The 18381-nt window shown below is 40.4% G+C and carries 23 protein-coding genes and 1 riboswitch; all 23 genes read right to left on the bottom strand.

From position 1 onward, the window contains the following. Nucleotides 1–35: 35 nt before the first annotated feature. Nucleotides 36–839: a metal ABC transporter permease gene (locus EO127_RS04670; RefSeq protein ID WP_127448210.1), complete on the bottom strand. Its 804-nt coding sequence runs from the start codon at nucleotides 837–839 to the stop codon at nucleotides 36–38. A 1-nt stretch (nucleotide 840) separates the two neighbouring features. After that, on the bottom strand, nucleotides 841–1551 hold the full coding sequence (locus EO127_RS04665) for a metal ABC transporter ATP-binding protein (protein ID WP_127448209.1): 711 nt from the start codon (nucleotides 1549–1551) through the stop codon (nucleotides 841–843). Nucleotides 1552–1626: 75 nt separating this feature from the next. Then, a complete protein-coding gene (locus tag EO127_RS04660; RefSeq protein WP_127068131.1) occupies nucleotides 1627–2481 on the bottom strand; it encodes an NlpC/P60 family protein in 855 nt (284 codons plus the stop codon). Between the two features lie 22 nt (nucleotides 2482–2503). Next, nucleotides 2504–3442 carry a glycosyltransferase family 2 protein gene (locus tag EO127_RS04655; RefSeq protein WP_127448208.1) on the bottom strand — a complete coding sequence of 313 codons (939 nt, stop codon included), beginning with the start codon at nucleotides 3440–3442 and terminating at the stop codon, nucleotides 2504–2506. 279 nt (nucleotides 3443–3721) lie between these two features. After that, nucleotides 3722–4543 carry a thiamine phosphate synthase gene (locus EO127_RS04650; RefSeq protein WP_164742286.1) on the bottom strand — a complete coding sequence of 274 codons (822 nt, stop codon included), beginning with the start codon at nucleotides 4541–4543 and terminating at the stop codon, nucleotides 3722–3724. Next, nucleotides 4530–5726 carry a 2-iminoacetate synthase ThiH gene (thiH, locus tag EO127_RS04645; RefSeq protein WP_127448206.1) on the bottom strand — a complete coding sequence of 399 codons (1197 nt, stop codon included), beginning with the start codon at nucleotides 5724–5726 and terminating at the stop codon, nucleotides 4530–4532. The genes EO127_RS04650 and thiH overlap by 14 nt, the downstream gene beginning before the upstream one ends. Before the next feature lie 134 nt (nucleotides 5727–5860). After that, nucleotides 5861–6631 carry a thiazole synthase gene (locus tag EO127_RS04640; protein ID WP_127068228.1) on the bottom strand — a complete coding sequence of 257 codons (771 nt, stop codon included), beginning with the start codon at nucleotides 6629–6631 and terminating at the stop codon, nucleotides 5861–5863. Between the two features lie 31 nt (nucleotides 6632–6662). Continuing rightward, the gene (thiF, locus tag EO127_RS04635) at nucleotides 6663–7238 is read right to left on the bottom strand and encodes a sulfur carrier protein ThiS adenylyltransferase ThiF (protein WP_127068123.1); all 576 of its coding nucleotides are present in this window, start codon (nucleotides 7236–7238) and stop codon (nucleotides 6663–6665) included. Then, the gene (thiS, locus tag EO127_RS04630; protein WP_127068121.1) at nucleotides 7239–7433 is read right to left on the bottom strand and encodes a sulfur carrier protein ThiS; all 195 of its coding nucleotides are present in this window, start codon (nucleotides 7431–7433) and stop codon (nucleotides 7239–7241) included. Nucleotides 7434–7700: 267 nt separating this feature from the next. Continuing rightward, nucleotides 7701–7800, bottom strand: a riboswitch (TPP riboswitch). Nucleotides 7801–7897: 97 nt separating this feature from the next. Beyond that, nucleotides 7898–8554: a coenzyme F420-0:L-glutamate ligase gene (locus EO127_RS04625; protein WP_127448205.1), complete on the bottom strand. Its 657-nt coding sequence runs from the start codon at nucleotides 8552–8554 to the stop codon at nucleotides 7898–7900. Nucleotides 8555–8564: 10 nt separating this feature from the next. Then, nucleotides 8565–9104, bottom strand: a complete 540-nt coding sequence (locus EO127_RS04620) for a hypothetical protein (RefSeq protein ID WP_127448204.1) — start codon at nucleotides 9102–9104, stop codon at nucleotides 8565–8567. 8 nt (nucleotides 9105–9112) lie between these two features. After that, on the bottom strand, nucleotides 9113–9931 hold the full coding sequence (gene murI, locus EO127_RS04615) for a glutamate racemase (RefSeq protein WP_127448203.1): 819 nt from the start codon (nucleotides 9929–9931) through the stop codon (nucleotides 9113–9115). Between the two features lie 3 nt (nucleotides 9932–9934). Then, nucleotides 9935–10345 carry a thioesterase family protein gene (locus tag EO127_RS04610; RefSeq protein ID WP_127448202.1) on the bottom strand — a complete coding sequence of 137 codons (411 nt, stop codon included), beginning with the start codon at nucleotides 10343–10345 and terminating at the stop codon, nucleotides 9935–9937. A gap of 53 nt (nucleotides 10346–10398) precedes the next feature. Beyond that, nucleotides 10399–10743, bottom strand: a complete 345-nt coding sequence (locus EO127_RS04605; protein WP_127068113.1) for a YkvA family protein — start codon at nucleotides 10741–10743, stop codon at nucleotides 10399–10401. Between the two features lie 17 nt (nucleotides 10744–10760). Then, nucleotides 10761–11903, bottom strand: a complete 1143-nt coding sequence (locus tag EO127_RS04600) for a hypothetical protein (protein ID WP_127448201.1) — start codon at nucleotides 11901–11903, stop codon at nucleotides 10761–10763. A gap of 79 nt (nucleotides 11904–11982) precedes the next feature. Further along, nucleotides 11983–12753: an SDR family NAD(P)-dependent oxidoreductase gene (locus tag EO127_RS04595; protein WP_127160386.1), complete on the bottom strand. Its 771-nt coding sequence runs from the start codon at nucleotides 12751–12753 to the stop codon at nucleotides 11983–11985. An 11-nt stretch (nucleotides 12754–12764) separates the two neighbouring features. Beyond that, nucleotides 12765–13541, bottom strand: coding sequence for a TSUP family transporter (locus tag EO127_RS04590; protein WP_127448200.1), 777 nt, complete (start codon nucleotides 13539–13541; stop codon nucleotides 12765–12767). Nucleotides 13542–13587: 46 nt separating this feature from the next. After that, entirely contained in the window at nucleotides 13588–13875 is a 288-nt protein-coding gene (locus tag EO127_RS04585; protein ID WP_127068105.1) for a YerC/YecD family TrpR-related protein, read from the bottom strand. Between the two features lie 173 nt (nucleotides 13876–14048). Continuing rightward, a complete protein-coding gene (locus EO127_RS04580) occupies nucleotides 14049–14858 on the bottom strand; it encodes a MetQ/NlpA family ABC transporter substrate-binding protein (RefSeq protein WP_127448199.1) in 810 nt (269 codons plus the stop codon). Nucleotides 14859–14869: 11 nt separating this feature from the next. Next, nucleotides 14870–15523, bottom strand: coding sequence for a methionine ABC transporter permease (locus EO127_RS04575; protein WP_127068101.1), 654 nt, complete (start codon nucleotides 15521–15523; stop codon nucleotides 14870–14872). Further along, the gene (locus tag EO127_RS04570; RefSeq protein WP_127068099.1) at nucleotides 15504–16550 is read right to left on the bottom strand and encodes a methionine ABC transporter ATP-binding protein; all 1047 of its coding nucleotides are present in this window, start codon (nucleotides 16548–16550) and stop codon (nucleotides 15504–15506) included. Before EO127_RS04570 ends, EO127_RS04575 begins: the two co-directional genes overlap by 20 nt. Before the next feature lie 169 nt (nucleotides 16551–16719). Further along, on the bottom strand, nucleotides 16720–17235 hold the full coding sequence (locus EO127_RS04565; RefSeq protein WP_127448198.1) for a hypothetical protein: 516 nt from the start codon (nucleotides 17233–17235) through the stop codon (nucleotides 16720–16722). Continuing rightward, complete coding sequence (gene dat / locus EO127_RS04560; RefSeq protein WP_127448197.1) at nucleotides 17235–18089, bottom strand: D-amino-acid transaminase; 855 nt, start codon at nucleotides 18087–18089, stop codon at nucleotides 17235–17237. Before dat ends, EO127_RS04565 begins: the two co-directional genes overlap by 1 nt. Nucleotides 18090–18381: the final 292 nt, after the last annotated feature.

Raw genomic sequence — 18381 nt, 5'->3', positions numbered from 1 at the left:
GACGATACTTTCAATACTGATGTTATATTGTATTACTATCTACATTTCACCAAATTTACAAAAAATGTAATCACATAAAGTCCAATAGCTGTGAGTACAATCGTCCCCCCTGGTGCAAAGTCTAACCAAAAGGCGCTACATAGTCCACCAACAACGGATAGAACTGAATATACAGTAGCGATGCCCCAAGTTTCTTTAAAGCCTCGTTTCCATAAATGAGCGGATGCAACAGGCACAATCATAAGCGCACTAATTAATAAAATTCCTACTACGGTCATCCCCATCACAACTACAAGAGCTGTTAAGATGGCGAAGATCATGTTCACACGATTCACATTGATACCTACGGTACGAGCGATTTCCTCATCAAAGGATGTGAGCATCAAGGAGTGATACACGAATTTCATGATGATTCCCACAACTATTGCCACAACACCAATGCCATAGATATCTGTCATAGTGACCGTCAAGATACTACCAAATAAAAAATTCAACAATCCTGTACTAGGCATTTTTACCATCGTGGAAAATACAATGGCCAAAGCTAAGCCTGCATAAAAGAATAGTGCCATAATCATATCTGCATATTGTTTTTGATAACGACGCACTAGTTCTATGCCCATCGCAGACAGTACGGTCAATATAACAGCACCTAATGGAGGGTATACTTTCAGTAAGGATGCTCCCGTCACACCAGCGAAGGCAATATGCCCTAATCCATCACCGAGCATGGATTGTCGTTTGATAACGATGAACATACCGATTAAGGGACACATGAGCGCCACGATAAGGCCTGCTAAAAAGGCACGTTGCATAAATGTATAGGATAAAATATCCATCTTAACCTCCTATATGCCATGCCAAACGAGATCCTTGATGACTTTCCATAAATCCTTTGCAAGGTCCATAGTAACAAGCATGTCCATCCACACATAAAATTGTATCTGCCACTTCCATAGCTTCCGTCACATCATGAGTGACCATGATGACCGTAATATTTTCTTGCTTTAGAGCGCGCAACACTTCATAAATTTTTTTACTGGTTTCGTAATCGATACCACTTGTAGGCTCATCCAATAAGATATAGTTTGGTTTGCGCGCTAAGGCTTGAGCTAACATTACACGTTGTTGTTGACCACCGCTGAGCTCACCAATACGGCGCTTTAAAAAGTCTTGCATTCCTACTAATTCCAAAGCCTCTAAGATGCGATTTTTTTTATCTTGTTTCGGCACATGAAATAAAGCTAGTCCCACTACCTCTTCTACGGTAGCTGGAAATTGGGCTGCATTCTTGTTATAAATTTGTGGCACTAAATGAATGAGCCCTTTCATTTGCGCCTCTTTTGGACTAATACCATCTAAACAAAGATGTCCTGCTGTCGGTTCTAATAGTCCTGCTACCATACGAAGCCACGTGGTTTTCCCAGATCCATTAGGTCCCACTACCAGCACAAACTCGCCTTTGGGAATGGTAATTGTCATATTATGGATCACCGTCTGCGATCCATAGGAAAATTGTACATCTTGTATATGAATGCCTGCGTGCGTCATAGTTAACTCCTTTATGTTTCAACTTATCGCATATATGGCAAAAGCTGTAATGACATCATCATTACAGCTTGTGTGTTATAGTACGCGTTTTGCCCCTACATAGCGTGGTCCCCAGTAGCTATCGTCAATATCTGCTACGGCTACTCCACTACTAGATGTGGCACTGATGAATTGTCCATCTCCGATGTAAATACCAGAATGGGAAATCCCTGGTTCATAGGTTTCAAAGAACACTAAATCACCCGGTTGTAAATTGCTTTTCTCCACTTTTTTACCCACTGTATACTGTTCATCAGCTTGACGTGGTAAATCGTAACCAATCTTTTGGAATACATAGCGAATGTATCCAGAGCAATCAAAGCCTGCTGGTGTTGTGCCACCAAATTTATAAGGCACTCCTGTAAACGTATTGGCATAGGTCAAAATCTCTTTCACATTGCCAGATACAGGTTGATGTCCAACCTCGAATCCTTTGTATGTTTTGCCTTTCTTTTTGAAAGTCAGCCCTTGTGGAGCAGAGGCTTTGCCTTTTTTATGCTTCACCTCAGATGTAATAGCTGTAGATTCTGAGTGTCTACCTGAGTCGATATGAGATAATAGAACTGCATCTTTTTCTGAAATTTCTTTCTTCTTAGATACTGTATTAGTCTTAGCTGGCAATGGTTTACCCATCAATTTTTTATAGGTCACTGCCCCTAATATACCGTCTACCGTTAATCCATTATCTTTTTGGAATAATCTAACAGCCCACTTTGTGTTTGCATCATATTCGCTAGTTTCTCTAGCTTTATAACCAGCAGCGATGAGTTTCTTTTGAATACCAAGAATTTCATTGCCTGCATCACCATATTGATAAGCTCCTTGTACACTAGTACCTAAAAAGCCTACTAATAGAGCGACTGCCAGGTATTGTTTCTTTTTACTCGTCATAGGACTCCTCTCTTATATACGATTATTTGTCTTCTATATGACAGTTTATGGTGTCTTTCACCCAATATAACGGTCGTTGTTTGACTTCTTCAAAAATTCGTCCCACATATTCTCCAATGATACCAATGCCTACCAGTTGCACTCCACCTAAGAAGAAGATAGCCACCCCTAAGGTAGACCAACCACTGATTACATTATCAGAGAAGAAGTGAACGAACAATATATGTCCGATCATAATCAGGCTGAGCAGTCCGCATAGCAAACCGATATATAAGGCTAAGCGCAAAGGCACTCGAGAAAATGCTGTAATCCCATCTAAGGCAAAGCGCATCATTTTCTTTACGCTAAATTTGGAAGTACCTGCAAAACGTGGGGGCGCTACGAAGTGAAATTCATGTTGCACGAACCCTAAGTCGCCTACGATACCCCGTAAAAATCTGCCATGTTCTCGGAAGGATTTCAAAGTTTCTAGAGACTTACGATTCATCAATCGGAAATCGGAACCACCTTCCACAATAGGAACATTAGCTAATTTGTTAAGCACTTTGTAATAGTATTTCGATGTGAAAGCTTTTGCCCAACTAGCATCTTCTGTGGAATCGCGAATGGTGCGTACTACATCTGCACCTGCTTCCCAATGTTTGACTAGTTCTGGAATCAACTCTGGTGGATGTTGCATATCTCCATCCATCGTAATGACCGCATCACCTTGGGCGTAATCTAATCCACATGTTAAGGCTAATTGATGACCGAAGTTTCGCGCCAACAACAAGACCTTTACTTTTGGATCTTGATTACCAATATATCGTAGCATGCCTGCACTATCATCACTGGACCCATCATCGACGAAAATAATTTCATGGTCATAGTCAAGAGTGTGCAATACATCTTTGACTGTAGTATAAAATTTTTGAATATTATCTTCCTCATTATACACGGGAACAACAATTGACAGTAACATAGCTCCTCCTTATGATCTTTACCTATCTATTTTACAGGATTGAGGACGCTTTTGCAAACTTCGCTGTATATGGCGTTCTTTCTCCGCTTTCGTGCCCAGAACTTAGGGAGCGAACGCCATACACTTCTCCACAAATTTACGTTCCACTGAGAGTGCTCCGCTGTATATGGCGTTCTTTTCCCGCTTTTGTGCCTAGAACGTAAGGAGCGAACGCCATACACTTCTCCACAAATTTACGTTCCACTGAGATTTGCTCCGAAGTGTATGGCGTTCTTATATCTATATATGGTTATGCACTTGCTTCATGAAATCAGACATAATAGCTACGCCAGTGAAAGAATGTTGCAAACACTTTTGATAATTGTATTCGTGAATGCCACCCAAAGCAATGCCTTGGACATATGGGTAATGATTCTGCATTTGTTGTAATAATACTTCCCCTCTGCTAACACCAATCCCAGGATGTCCTTCTTTGCATGGTGTAGGAAAGATAGGGCTAATTAAGACGCACTCCAAATTCGGGATTCCTAGAGATGCTAACAACTCGATATCGTCTTCGTTGTGGACGGTACTCCATACTGTGATACTATTCCAATAGCTTTGGAATGTGTTCCACAGCTCTTCTTGTTCGAATTGCCAATGTCGTATTAGATTGGTAGGCATATGGATTCGTGGTTGTCTATTTAAGATAATCTCTAATTGCACTCGATTAGTAATGACTTTTCCATGGTATACTATGGTACTGCCTATAACATCGCAGAGTTGGAGATACTCTTCAAAGGGTAGGTCTGTGTCACGGCATAATGTGTACAGATTGTGGTGATTTCTCATCCATCTGTCCATTTCAACACTATCTACTCCTCGCTTAAACAATCTATTGCTATCGAGATTTGCTGCTACTGTAGATTCATATGCTTTATGCATATCACATGGCAAACTATTTTTTCCAATATTATAAATAAAATGTTTACCATACTTTTGTAATCTTTCTACTCCCTTAGACAGTGCTGTACCATATGTGGCTAGACTCACGTCATCTTTCAACAACTGTCGGTTCGTAATCAACACTAAGGTATCTATGGATTGGTTATTTTTCTTCATAGAGCACATCGATATAATCACTCATCACTACTTGCATCCCTAAGGCTTTTACGTCTTCCATCGCTTCCGCTACGGTTCTACTATCGGCAATTTCAAACTGTGCATCCCCTTCCTCCTGTTTCTTTTCTTCTGAGGAATGTTCACCGATGCCTGTACTGACACCTGCTGAAAGTTTCGTCGCTGCTAATGGTAAGACTCCGTTACGGAATCGTGCTGTTTCACGAGTAGAAATAGTAATATTGGCATAAGGTAAGAAAAGTCTATACGCCAAGATAACTTGTAATAATTGTGCTTCTCCTACGTCCCCTGCATTGATGGTCTCATCATTAACAATAGGGCGCAAACGTGGGCATGAAATACTAATTTCTCCATGCGGATAGGCACGTTGTAACAAATGTGCATGCAAGGCTGTGGCAAAGGCATCTTTTCGAAAGTCATCCAATCCCAATAAGGCAGCTAAGCCTACTCCCCGCATACCTCCACGTAAAGCCCGTTCCTGCGTTTCTAATCGGTATGGAAAGATACTCTTATTGCCTAACAAATGCAATGTTTTATAGTTTTCCCAATTATACGTTTCTTGGAATACCGTTACATAATCGCAACCGCATTCTCGTAAGTACGCATAGTCATCTATATTGGCAGGGTAAATTTCTACGCCTACTACTTTGAAATATTTTTTTGCTAATTCACAGGCACGACCAATGTACGAAATCGGACTGTGACGTTCACTTTCCCCAGTCAAAATTAGAATATCTTGTAATCCTGTTTTGGCAATGTTTTTTAACTCTTCCTCAATGCCCTCTTCGTCTAATTTGGCACGATGAATCTGATTTTTACAGTTGAAGCCACAATACACGCATAGGTTATCACAATAATTTGAAATATATAACGGCGTAAACAAGTACACAGAATTACCAAAGTATCTTGTTCTTACAGTTTTCGCTTTCTCCGCCAAGTCCTCTAAAAAAGGCTCTGCTGCAGGAGATAACAAAATTTTCAGCCCTTCTAAGTCAATAGTATCTTCTTGCAACACACGGCGCACGTCATCTGCTGTATAGTGGTCGTACGTATATTGTTCACGTTCTTCTAACACTGTTTCTAAAATGGGACTTTCAATTTGATCCATATGAGGGCGATATTTCCAACATGGATCGTCTATATGATATCTGGTGGTACTAGACATAGGCGCTCCTTTCCTGACACTGCAATCGCTGAGCTACATTCATCAATTTAGCTCAGTATTTTCATAAGTATTCACTATTTCTTATATCTCATATATATGTGTTATATATCAATATATAAGAGATATGATTGCAATCATCGCAAAAATCCTGTTAATGGAGAGGAAGCAGTACCGCCTGTTTCAAGGGTTGGTCCTAATTTTGACAAATATGCCAATCGTCCTGCTTGGATAGCTAAGCCAAAAGCCTTTGCCATACCTCGAATATGGCCCGCAGAGGCTACGGCGGTATTCGCCATAATCGCAGCTACGCCCATTTCCATCGCTTCTGCTGCTTGGGAGGGAGCTCCGATACCAGCATCTACGATGATAGGCAAGTCTATTTCATTTACTAAAATTTTGATAAATTCCTTCGTCTGTAATCCACGATTAGATCCGATAGGGGCAGCTAAAGGCATCACTGCTGCGGCACCAGCATTGACTAAATCACGAGCTACTTCTAAATCTGGATACATATACGGTAAAACAATAAATCCTTCGTTAGCTAAGATCTCCGTTGCTTTAATCGTCTCTCCATTGTGAGGCAACAAATATTTAGAATCTTTCATAATTTCTACTTTTACAAAATCTCCACAACCTGTAGCTCGGGATAAGCGTGCAATGCGCACCGCTTCTTCCGCATCTCTGGCGCCACTTGTGTTAGGGATTAAGATAGTATCTTTTGGAATGGCATCTAAGATATTTTCTACTTCGCCACCAACCGCACGACGCAATGCTAAGGTGATCATTTCTGCCCCTGCTTCTTCTAGGACAGCTTCAATTAAGTCGATAGAAAATTTGCCAGATCCCAAGATAAATCGAGAGTGTAATGTATGTCCCCCTAAAGTCCATGTGTCTTGTGTTTCCATATCTTGTACTGAAAGTGTCATAGATTCCTCCTTAATCAATATCTTCTCCATGTAATAGTTGAATGACCGCATTTGCCATATGGCCGGCACAAACCATAACACGAGCGGCAGTAATTTTTCCAATAGAATCGATATCACTCACACCGTCACCACATAAGTACCAGCGATGGTGTCTTCGTTCACGGCGTATTCCATTACTATCGCCCCAACCAGCCATACCAGAACAACCTACTAGCAAAGGTTCTGTAGGATGAGTTAAAACAACTTCTGTCATCCACGCTTTTGTGACCGCTTTATCCACTGCTTCTACGACCATGTCATAGCCATCGATTAATTCAGATAATCGCTCTGGCGTGAGGCATTCATTATGAACGATGACTTCACAGTTTGGATTCATCCGATTCAGGTGACCTTTCATAGCCTCTACTTTCAACACTCCTACATCATTCACGTCATAGTATTGACGGCCTAGATTACTCTCATCCACAACGTCGAAGTCTACGATTTCTAGTTGTCCAATTCCGGCACGGCACAATGCCACTGCCACATGAGAACCAACACCACCCACACCGATGAGCAATACTTTTTTATCTTGTAAGGATACCATTTAGCCACCTCCTACAAAGGTTACTACTTCCATTGTGTCCGCAGCACTAACACGAGTGGATTCCCAATCTGCTTTAGAAAGAATCTTCCCATTATATTCCACTACGATGCGATCCATGCGAAACGCTAAGGCTGTCAGCACTTCTTGTACTGTTTGTCCTTCATAATGATAGGTTGTTCCATTTACTTTCATCATATCCTCCTAACTATAGCATTTGCTATATATACATTTCAAAACTAGTATACCGCCAATCACCTGTACGGGATCCTTCATCACATACTAGTATAAAAAAACAGCACGAAAAACCATACCCGCGGTGGTATGCCCCTTCATGCTGTAGCACTCTATCGTCTCACTATTCTGTTCCACTTGTACATCCACTAGATGCACCTTCAATCTGTATCCATATACGACATCATCTATAAAAGATACAAAAAAGGACATCCTCTTGGATGTCCTCGGTATGACGAATCAAACTTATCCTACGTTGGCATTATCCAAATCAGGTTATGGGTCAAAACATTCGTTTACTCTCAGCCATGAGGCTCCCCAAAGTTCCCTTTCAGTATACGCTGATACCGCTCAATTTGCAAGCACAAGTATCAACAATTTTTATCTTCTATGAACGACATGCAATATTGTCATGATTCCAATGCGCTTTAGACTCTTCGCTTAGACACAGAAGCATAATTTTTAATCACCACAATCGGCGTCATTTGGCTATCATTGCCAAATGGATTATCGATCAAAATTTGCGCAATTTGTTGTGGTTTTAATCCACGGCTATGGCCTAAAATAGCAGCTCGTTTTAAATCATTCACATCTGCCACACAAGCCCCATAAGCTCCTGTTGCTTTCATAATAGCATCGGCTACTGCATGTGGTTGTTTTGGTCCATATACAATGCATTTATCAAATGGGGGCATGGTGCCTGTTACATCATCTGTTAAAGATGCAGTACGTGCCATTTGATAGAACACGCCAGATTTTTTGAACACTTTCGCAACGGCGCCACAGAAGAAGGCAAACATCATTTTCCATTCCCCTTCTTTATCCATAGCCGCCTGCATACCATACACAGATGCCATAGATCCATCTGGATGGATAAAGCGATTTAAAAATTTAGCTTGCCAAGATACTTTTAAATCTTCTGGACGTGTGAATTCTCCTTGGGTGATAGCCACTACAGATTCTGCTACACACACAATGTCTTCTGGTCCAATATAGGGTCCTGCAAATTCTACGATAGCCTCTACGATATCATCTTTATTCGTTAAAATGCGCGTAGGGATTGGTAAAAGTTCTAATTCTGCCATGATATACCTCCTATTTACGCATCGCTACTTCTAACTCTTCTGCAGTTAGAGTGATTCTAGTTTTTGAAATACGGTATGCCTCGCGACCTACCACTTGATGGTAAATATCGATAGGCATATCAGGGAATCCCACTAAGTCTTTACGAATATTGCCACTATTAGCGGTCATAACAATCCGCAAACGAATGGTACTGCCTTGTCTTTGCTTATACACCAAGGCTTCCCAATAGCCATCATGCCGTTCGGCTTTCGCATCGGTCAACCAAGATTGAATTCGCACATTGTCAAATTGTTCTTGTGGCAATAAATGACGAGGGAACATATCCATGATAGTTCCGTATTGTTTTCCTCTGTTCACAAATGGAATATCCGTAGATAACACCACTTGGTCAAAACTAATATCTTCTACGACGAATGGAGTACGGCGCTTTACCATAATCACAATCTCTTCATTGCCTTGTCGCCATGCAAAGATGCGATACGCAATATATATGATGGCAATGATACAAGCAATCCACACTAGGGTGTCTATTAATGTGTAAATATACATACTTCCTCCTATAGAGTAATGAGCTTAGCTTCTAAGCTAGTATCCTTGAAAATATCTTGTACGATAGGAGTCACTCGATCTGCATGACTTGTGACACAAACTTGAATTGAGCCTATCCGTCCTGTACTTTGTTCTAGGTCTTCGCTGTACAAAATGGCTCCCACTGCATCTGATGTTTCCCACGCAGGGTCTACAAAGCAAATGCGATCATCCGTGAGTTCTCGCAATACAGATTCTACTAACGGATAATGAGTGCAACCTAAGATGGCGACTTCTACATTTGCCTCTACTAATGGTTGTACATACTCTTTGGCACAACTCCGAAGCAAATCATCATCTAAATGCCCTTCCTCAATACAGGCTGCCAAATCTTTACAGCCTTGTTCTAGAACTTTTACATGAGGTTTTAAACTATGTACCGCATCCATATGTTTATGACTATTAATAGTCGCTACGGTAGCCATAATACCTAAGGGGCCTTTTCGTTTCTGTTTGACTTTGATGCGCAGTGCATCATGAATCCCCTGTGACATCCCCACAATAGGTACATCAAATCGTTTGGATAACTTGTCCAAAGCCACCACAGAAAACGTATTACATGCGATCACTAGTAATTTCACCGGCTGTGCCACTAAAAATTCTGCAATAGTTGTAGCAATGCCTTCAATTTCCTCAATGGGTCTATTTCCTACTGGATTATTTGCGCTATCTCCAACGTAAATAAAATCTTCTTCTGGAAATTCCTGTGTAAGCACAGATAATACAGACAATCCACCGATGCCAGAGTCGAAGACTCCAATAGGCAATTCCTTCTGTATGGGCGACATTCCCTACTCCTCCTCTGCTACGGCTTTCATGGGCTTGAAAAATATGTCTGGCAATCGAATAATTTTTCCCGTTTCCTTAGCGGTAAATACATTTTGCGTCTCCCCTGTGCAAATGAGAGCTCCGTCACTTTCACGGATAATCCGATAGGTGAAAGTACATTGAGCCCTCGACAATGAGGCCACTGTTAATTCTACCCGCAATACATCGTCAAAACGTGCCACTTCCTTATACTCACAGCTCACTTTTGTAATAGGAAAGACGATGCCCTCTTGCATCATGTCCCATAGACTAATGCCACAGCGGCGGAAATATTCAATTCGGCCCATTTCAAACCACCGTAAATGGTTGGTATGATGAGCAATCTCCATCATATCCGTTTCATAAAATCGGACACGTAGTGACGTAGAAATCATCGTATACTACCTTTCCTATGCAATAAGAGGCTCCAAAGAGCCCCTTTTACTCATTACTCAATTGATCCAATAGGCACGAATTTTTGTGCTTGTTCTTTATGAGAAGCCTTAATATACCGATTAGCCACTTTCATAGCAATCGCCAAGATGGCTACATCATCTACCCATCCAAGACCTGGTACACTATCTGGAATAAAGTCGATAGGCAAAATTAAATAACCCAAAGCCCCGGCAATGACAGCTTTTACAAATTTTGGTGTGTCTTTATCACGTAAACAATAATATAACATAACTGCTTTTCGTGCAAACATAATATTGCGGCCCATGCGATTCACAGTGGACATAAAGGCATCAGATGTAAAGTTTTTTCCATACTTAAGGAGTTTTAAAATATTCATAATGATGACCTCGCTGATTACCGTTTGAACTTATCTTTTGCTTGTTCTGCTAAATCAATGGCTTTCTCTTTTGTTTGTTCCGCCAATTCTACAGCTGTTTCTTTTACAACTTCTGCTTTTTCACGAATATCTTGCACCGTTTCTTGTGCTTGATCAATTGCTTTTGTTGTTAGTTCAGAAGCTTTTTCTTCTACTTGCTGTAATGTTGGCTCCACTGCTTCTTTGACTTGTTGTAATTTTGGTTCTACTACTTCTTTTACATCTTGCATCACAGCCGTCGCTTTTTCTACTACTGGTTCTACGGTAGTCTGTAAAGAGTCATTTAATGTTTGTCGCACAGTATCTGCTTTTTCATAGGCTGCTTTTGTATATACACTTGCTTTGGAAGCCGATGTACTTGCTGCGGCTCCTGTTAAAGATAATGCTTCGGTCGCTAAAATTTTAAGTAAGGATCCAACGCCTTTTGCAGCGTGACGAGCATTATCTAGTAATTCTTCATTACCACTTTTTTCTAAGGCGTCTTTCACAGTCGCTGCCAAGATAGAGACGGCTCCTACTGCAAGGTCTTTCACAGCACCCATATTAGCCAATAAATCAGCGCCTACAAAGGAACTTGCAAATCCTTTCGCACTTGCTAAATACTCGTTACCAGATACATGAACATCTTCTAAGAAGTCTACACTTTCATTGCCTAATGGTTTATCACGAAGTGGTGTATTAGCCAATGTGATCACTGTTTCTTTGTTATATTCATAAATATCTACTAACCGTTGTCGATAAGCCTCAAAATTAGGGCATGTTGGCATACCATCTTCAATCCATTTGGCAGCCATTTTACCTACGCCGTAAGTAATGGCCGCTGCCACAGGAACACGAAGAATGATACTTGGCACAATCGTACATACCAAGGCTGCCACAGCACTGCCACCAAGACCTACTAAAAATCCCGTAATACCCTCTTTAGCAGGGCATACGCCATAGACTTTAGCAATGCGGGATACCATATACACATCATTAGCTAATAAACCTGCATAATTAAACTTTGGTAATGCCGCAATGCCAGCTGCACGAGCCGCAGCCCAACGACAAATCATTTCTACTTCTTCTTGTACATTCGTTGCTTGAGCAAGTGTTTCATTATTGTATTCCAACTGTTCCATATTTGTCTCCTATACTTACCACAAAATATGTATGTGTCAATGTACTGATTACCCTTATTGTATCAAATTTCCGTATGAATTACCAACTTGTTAATCCACCATCTACAGTCCAAGCGGCCCCCGTCACGAAAGAGGCTTTCTCACTGATGAGAAAAGCAATGACTTCTCCCACTTCTTTGGGTTGTGCAATTCGTCCCAATGGATAGTGCAGTGCCATCTCTTCCTTAGCTTTTACAATATCCCCAGAAGGTTCATTGGCCAATTGTTTCGCTACTAATGATGTATCTACATCACCAGGACATACACAATTTACGCGGACACGATGTGGCGCCATTTCTAAGGACAGTGACTTCGTAAAGCTCACCACAGCCCCTTTGGATGCTCCGTACACAGTGCACGCTACATTCCCTTGTAGACCTGCATCACTAGAGATGGTCACGATGCTACCATGAACTTGTTTCAAGTACGGTGCTGCTGCTTGGCATAAAAAGACCGTACCTTTCACATTGGTTCCAAACATTTCATCAAAATTTTGCTCATCCACATCTTCTAGCAATCGTTCTTCATAATAGCCAGCTGCCGTTACTAACGCATTCAAATTGCCAAATAAGCGAATCGTATCTTCTACAATACGACGACAATTCATAACCTTGCTCACATCGCCTTGTACAAATCGAACTTTTGAGGAAATACGACGCAATTTAACGACCGCTTCTTGTCCATCCCATTCATTGCGGCCATTGATAACAACGCACCAACCTTGCTTTAACAGTAATTCTGCTGTAGCAAATCCAATGCCGGATGTACCACCACTGATTAACGCTACTTGATTATCACTAAACTTTTGCATAGTCACCCCTACTATATAATTCCTAGTGAAAGTAAATAGTCATAGGTCAATTTCGTTAGCATCGTCAAAGACATGGTAATAAATAAAAATCGTACTAGTCCTGCGCCTTTCACCATGGCTAACTTCGATCCTGCAGTGGCACCAATAATTTGACCTACTGCCACGGCTAATCCATAGCCATAATTGACCTGACCCATATAGATAAACACTAATAAAGACCCAAAATTACTTACCGTATTTAACACTTTAGCATTTCCCGAAGCCCCTAAAAAGTCATAGCCCATAAACAAGAAATAAAATATTAAAAACATCCCTGTACCAGGGCCAAGAAATCCATCGTATAAAGCAATGATAATGGCCATTGCTAGATAGGCAATTAATTTCCATCCTGTTTTACGCTCTACTTGTGCTATGGCACCCCAATCTTTTTTGGTAAGCACCACAATGAATACAGCTAGCAACAATACAATGATAAGTGGTTTTAAAAATGTACCTGGAACATAGACTGCTATATACGCACCGATCATGGACATAATAAGCGTAAACGGCATAATTCGTTTTACAAAGCCCCAGTCTACCAACTTATTTTTAGCAAAGTTAATCATTGCCGTCCCTGATCCAAATACGCTGGACAGTTTATTCGTCCCCAAACACATGGCCACCGGCATATTCGTCAGCATCAATGCAGGCAATGAAATCAATCCACCGCCTCCAACAATGGAGTCAATAAATCCTGCTAGGGCCCCTGCAAAAAATAATATAATACCTATGAGCAAATCGCCTTCCATGGTATGAGCCCTCCTTTCTTAACTACATCACTTTGATGTCTTCCTCTTATGCTTCAATACGCGGTAAAATTTTATTATATCCATCAGCACCATAATTCAAGCACCGTTTTACACGGCTTATGGTAGCTGTGCTAGCACCTGTGAGTTCTACGATTTGATCGTACCCTGTGCCCGCTTTCAATAGTCTCGCTACCTCCAGCCGTTGAGAAATAGATTTTAATTCTCCGATGGTACAAATATCTTCAAAAAATTCATAACATTCTTCTAATGTCTCCAAAGACAAGACTGCTCGAAACAATTGGTCGTGTATTGGATTCTTAAGTTTTTGATTCAATCTTTTACTCCTTCATAATTCTATTCGGAATGTACTTTATTTCACTACCATTATACCATAGGAAATACCATACATATATCATAAATTCTTCATTCTTATACAAAAAACAGAGGCCGTTGATAATAGTTCATCAACTAGCCTCTGTTTTATGTTTCTTTTTTGCTTTCATTCACTTAGAATGCTGGGACAATGGATCCTTTGAATTCTTCTTGAATGAATTTACGTACTGGTTCAGATTGGTAAATAGACAACAATTTTTTGTATGTTTCATTGTTTACATCATCTGTACGAACCGCTATTACATTAGCATATGGAGAGTCAATGCTTTCCACTACAACTGCATCTTTTTGTGGATTCAAACCAGCTGGGATTGCATAGTTAGTGTTCACTGCTGCTACATCTACGTCATTTAAAGAACGAGCGATTTGCGCTGCTTCCAACTCACGAATTTCTAAGTTTTTAGGGTTGCCAGTAATATCTGCTACAGAAGATTTAACACTGCCCCCATCTTTCAATGTAATTAAGCCTGCTTGTTGTAATAACAATAAAGCACGACCACCATTTGTTGGGTCATTTGGAATCGCTACAGTCGCACCATTAGGTACGTCTTTCAAATCTTTGTATTTATTGGAGTAAATACCCATTGGCAACAAGATTGTTTTACCGATGGATTGAATTTTTAACCCTTTATCTTTTACCATATTATCCAAGAATGGTTGGTGTTGGTAAGAATTTACATTCAACTCTTTTTGATCTAGGGCAATGTTTGGTTGAATGTAATCGCTGAATTCAACAACTTCAATATTCAATCCTTGTTTGGCTGCTTCTTGTTTTACAAACTCCATCACTTTTGCATGCGGACCTGCTGTAACACCTACTTTAATAGGTGCATCTGCTGCTGGTTTTGCTTCTTCTTTTCCGCATCCTGCTAATAGAAGCACTAAAGATGCAATGGCCAATAAGCCAACTAAAATTTTCTTCATGACTATCTCCTTTATTTTTTATTTACTTTGCGGGATAGGTAGTCCCCTAAACTTTGAATAACTTGTACTAATACAATTAAAATGATGATAGTTGCTAACATAACATCACCTTGGAATCGTTGATAACCATAGCGGATGGCAATGTCACCAAGACCACCACCACCAATAGCACCTGCCATCGCTGAATAACTGATTAAGTTAACGATGAGTACAGTAATATTATCAATTAATGTAGGCAATGCTTCAGGCAACAACACTTTCCAAATAATTTGTAATGGTGTAGCCCCCATGGACTGCGCTGCCTCGATAACACCGCCATTCACTTCTTTGATGGCTGTTTCTACTAAACGAGCCAAAAATGGGATGGCTGCTAAGGTCAAAGGCACACAGGCTGCAGTAGTCCCGATAGATGTACCTGCCACTAACCGTGTAAATGGAATGATGGCTACCATCAAAATGATGAAAGGAATAGATCGTGTAGCATTCACAATAGCTCCTAACACTTTGTTAAGGCCTTCATTTTGCATGATATGACCACGACTGGTGATGACCAAGATAACACCCAAAGGAACACCGATTAGAACGGCTACCACAGTGGAAATCACTGTCATTTGTACTGTTTCCAAGAAACCTTGTATCAATAAATTAATGATTTGCTGTGACATAACCGATCACCTCGCTTCCAATTGGTAAATTATGTAAGTAGTTGATGGCAGCTTCTGATTTAGCACGCTCGCCTTTTAATTCTACAATCAAATGACCAAAGCTCATATCTTGAATGTAATCTACACCACCAAATAAGATGCTCACATCTGTATCGAATTTACGAATGATGCTTGCCACTACAGGTTCATCTGTTACATTGCCTTTGAAAGTCAATCGTACAATCGGATTGGCTCCTTCAACCCAACTTTCATTTAATGTTAAGTGAGCCAATGCATCTTCTGGTAAATCATGGCTGATAATAGCAGACACGAACTCTTTTGTCGTTGCTTCTTTTGGTTCTGTGAACACATCTACAACAGGACCTTCTTCAATGATCGTACCACCTTCGATAACGGCTACACGATCACAAATCTCCTTGATGACATTCATTTCATGAGTGATTAACACAATCGTTAAATTCAATCGACGGTTGATATCTTTCAACAATGCCAAAATAGATTTAGTCGTTTGCGGGTCAAGTGCAGATGTAGCTTCATCACATAACAACACTTTCGGATTGCTAGCTAAGGCACGAGCAATACCAACACGTTGTTTCTGACCACCAGACAATTGAGATGGATAATTGTCTAATCGATCCGACAATTTTACAATATCTAGAATTGGTAAAATACGTTCTCTAATTTCATCTTTTGACAATCCTTGTAATTCCAATGGGAATGCCACGTTTTCATAAACTGTGCGGGATGAAAGCAAATTAAAGTGTTGGAAAATCATACCAATATGTTTACGTTCTTCACGTAATTCAGCCGTGTTCAGCTTTGTTAAATCTACACCGTCCACAATAACGGATCCAGATGTAGGACGTTCCAACATATTAATACAGCGAATCAAGGTGGATTTACCGGCACCAGATTGACCGATGACACCAAAAATTTCGCCTTCTTGTATAGTCACATTAATTTCTTTCAAGGCTTCCACGCGGACAGCACCTTCATAGATTTTTTGAATCTGTTTAAGTTCTATCATGAAATCCTCTCCTTTTCAAACTAAATAAAATAAGAGCTCTCAGTAACCTAAGAGCTCTTGGGTATGCATAAATTGTACAATGTGAGTAGACAGACTGTCAATAATTCCCACTATATTGCTTGCCTATCGTTTGTTATAGTTTCAAATTATAACTTTATATTTAGAAGTATTAACTCTTTATAACAATCCCACCACGTTTTGCAATGAAAGCTGCTAGGAACACACCACAAGTACCTGTGATTAACTGTGGCCACCCCATACTGAATAATATTCCTTTTTGCATGGCTTCAGGAATGCCTGGCATCAATTGGAACAGCGCCAAGAATAGTCCATAAAGAACTACACTTTTCACAATAGCACCTGTAATCGCAGTCATCCACACACGCTTTGTACCTAATACTTTCACAGTGATTGCATATGCCATACTACCAATAGCCACCACAGGTACAAATAAAGGTATGGTCAACATACCTTGCAAGAACGCCATAATCGGCGTCACACAAGCCACTACGAATCCACTCCACAAACCATACCGCCATGTAGCCAGTGCCGTACAAGCACCTACAATGGAGCCCACTAAAAATTGCACTAATCCGTGCATAGGAATAATCATACGAAGAAATCCTTGACTTAGCAAAGCAATGGCTAAGATCAAGGCACTTCCTGTTATCGTTTTGACTGACATTATGCTAACCCTTCTTCCATTAAATGTTGTAATTGTTCAGCTAATACTTTTGCCGCTTTGCCAGGTTTTCCATCACCTACAGGCTCACGGTTTAAGGTTGTAATCGGAATAATACCACCAATAGTATCAGTAAAGAAAATCTCGTCTGCATCTTTTAGGAAAGCTTCATCAAATTCGCGTTCAATAATCGTAATCCCTGCCGTCGGTGCAACACGAGTCACTACTAACTGACGAGTGATACCTTTTAGAATATGATGATCAGCTGGATGCGTATAACATACACCATCTTTCATAACGAATACATTAGAGGTAGCCCCTTCTGTAACGATTCCATCACGCACCAAAATAGCTGTATAGGCACCTTTTTTCTCAGCTTTCGTTTGTGCCAAAATATTTGGAATTAAGTTTAGTGTTTTGATGTCCACACGAGCCCAACGTTCATCTGGTAATGTAATCGCTTTTACACCTTCTTGCAAGGCTCCTAAGTCCGTTGTAATAGGCTTGATGAACATATACATTTGCGGTTCTAATTTAGAACGTTCAAACGCATGATGACGTGGTGTTACCCCACGAGTAATCTGTAAATAGATATATCCATCAGTAATTTCACTTTGTTCAATCATAATTTCGTGCAATTCTTGCAACTCGTCAGGAGGCATGCGCACAGGAATATCCATTTCACGCATAGAACGATACAAACGATCTTGGTGATAGGAAAAGGCAAAGGCACGTCCGTTGTACACACGCACTACTTCGTATACACCATCACCAAAACAATATCCTCTATCATCAAGACTAACCACCTTGGCACCAGACTCTACCATCTCACCATTAAAATATGTTAATTCTTTCATAGTAACACCTCATAGTATACATACGAATCAAGTATTATCTTCATTATAGTACAGACAAGTATAAAATTCTACATCTTTTACAGTAAATATTCTGTAGACGTACATATCCTATTCAAAAGCAAACTAAGCAAAACGCAAGGTTGCAAATGACACTCACCCCTATCTCTGAGGAATATAGTATTCGTAGTAACCTTGTAGTGTCATTTATTAACTAGATAGCACCTATCCTAAGAAGATCACGGGGTGCTCCGAACAAACACTTACAAACTCCTCCTTGAGGAGCGCAATTATG

Origin of the sequence: Veillonella sp. 3310 (assembly GCF_003999875.1) — a bacterium.
Classification (GTDB): Bacteria; Bacillota; Negativicutes; order Veillonellales; family Veillonellaceae; genus F0422.
Note: the sequence above shows the minus strand (reverse complement) of the source record. Positions and strands in the feature narration are given on the sequence as shown.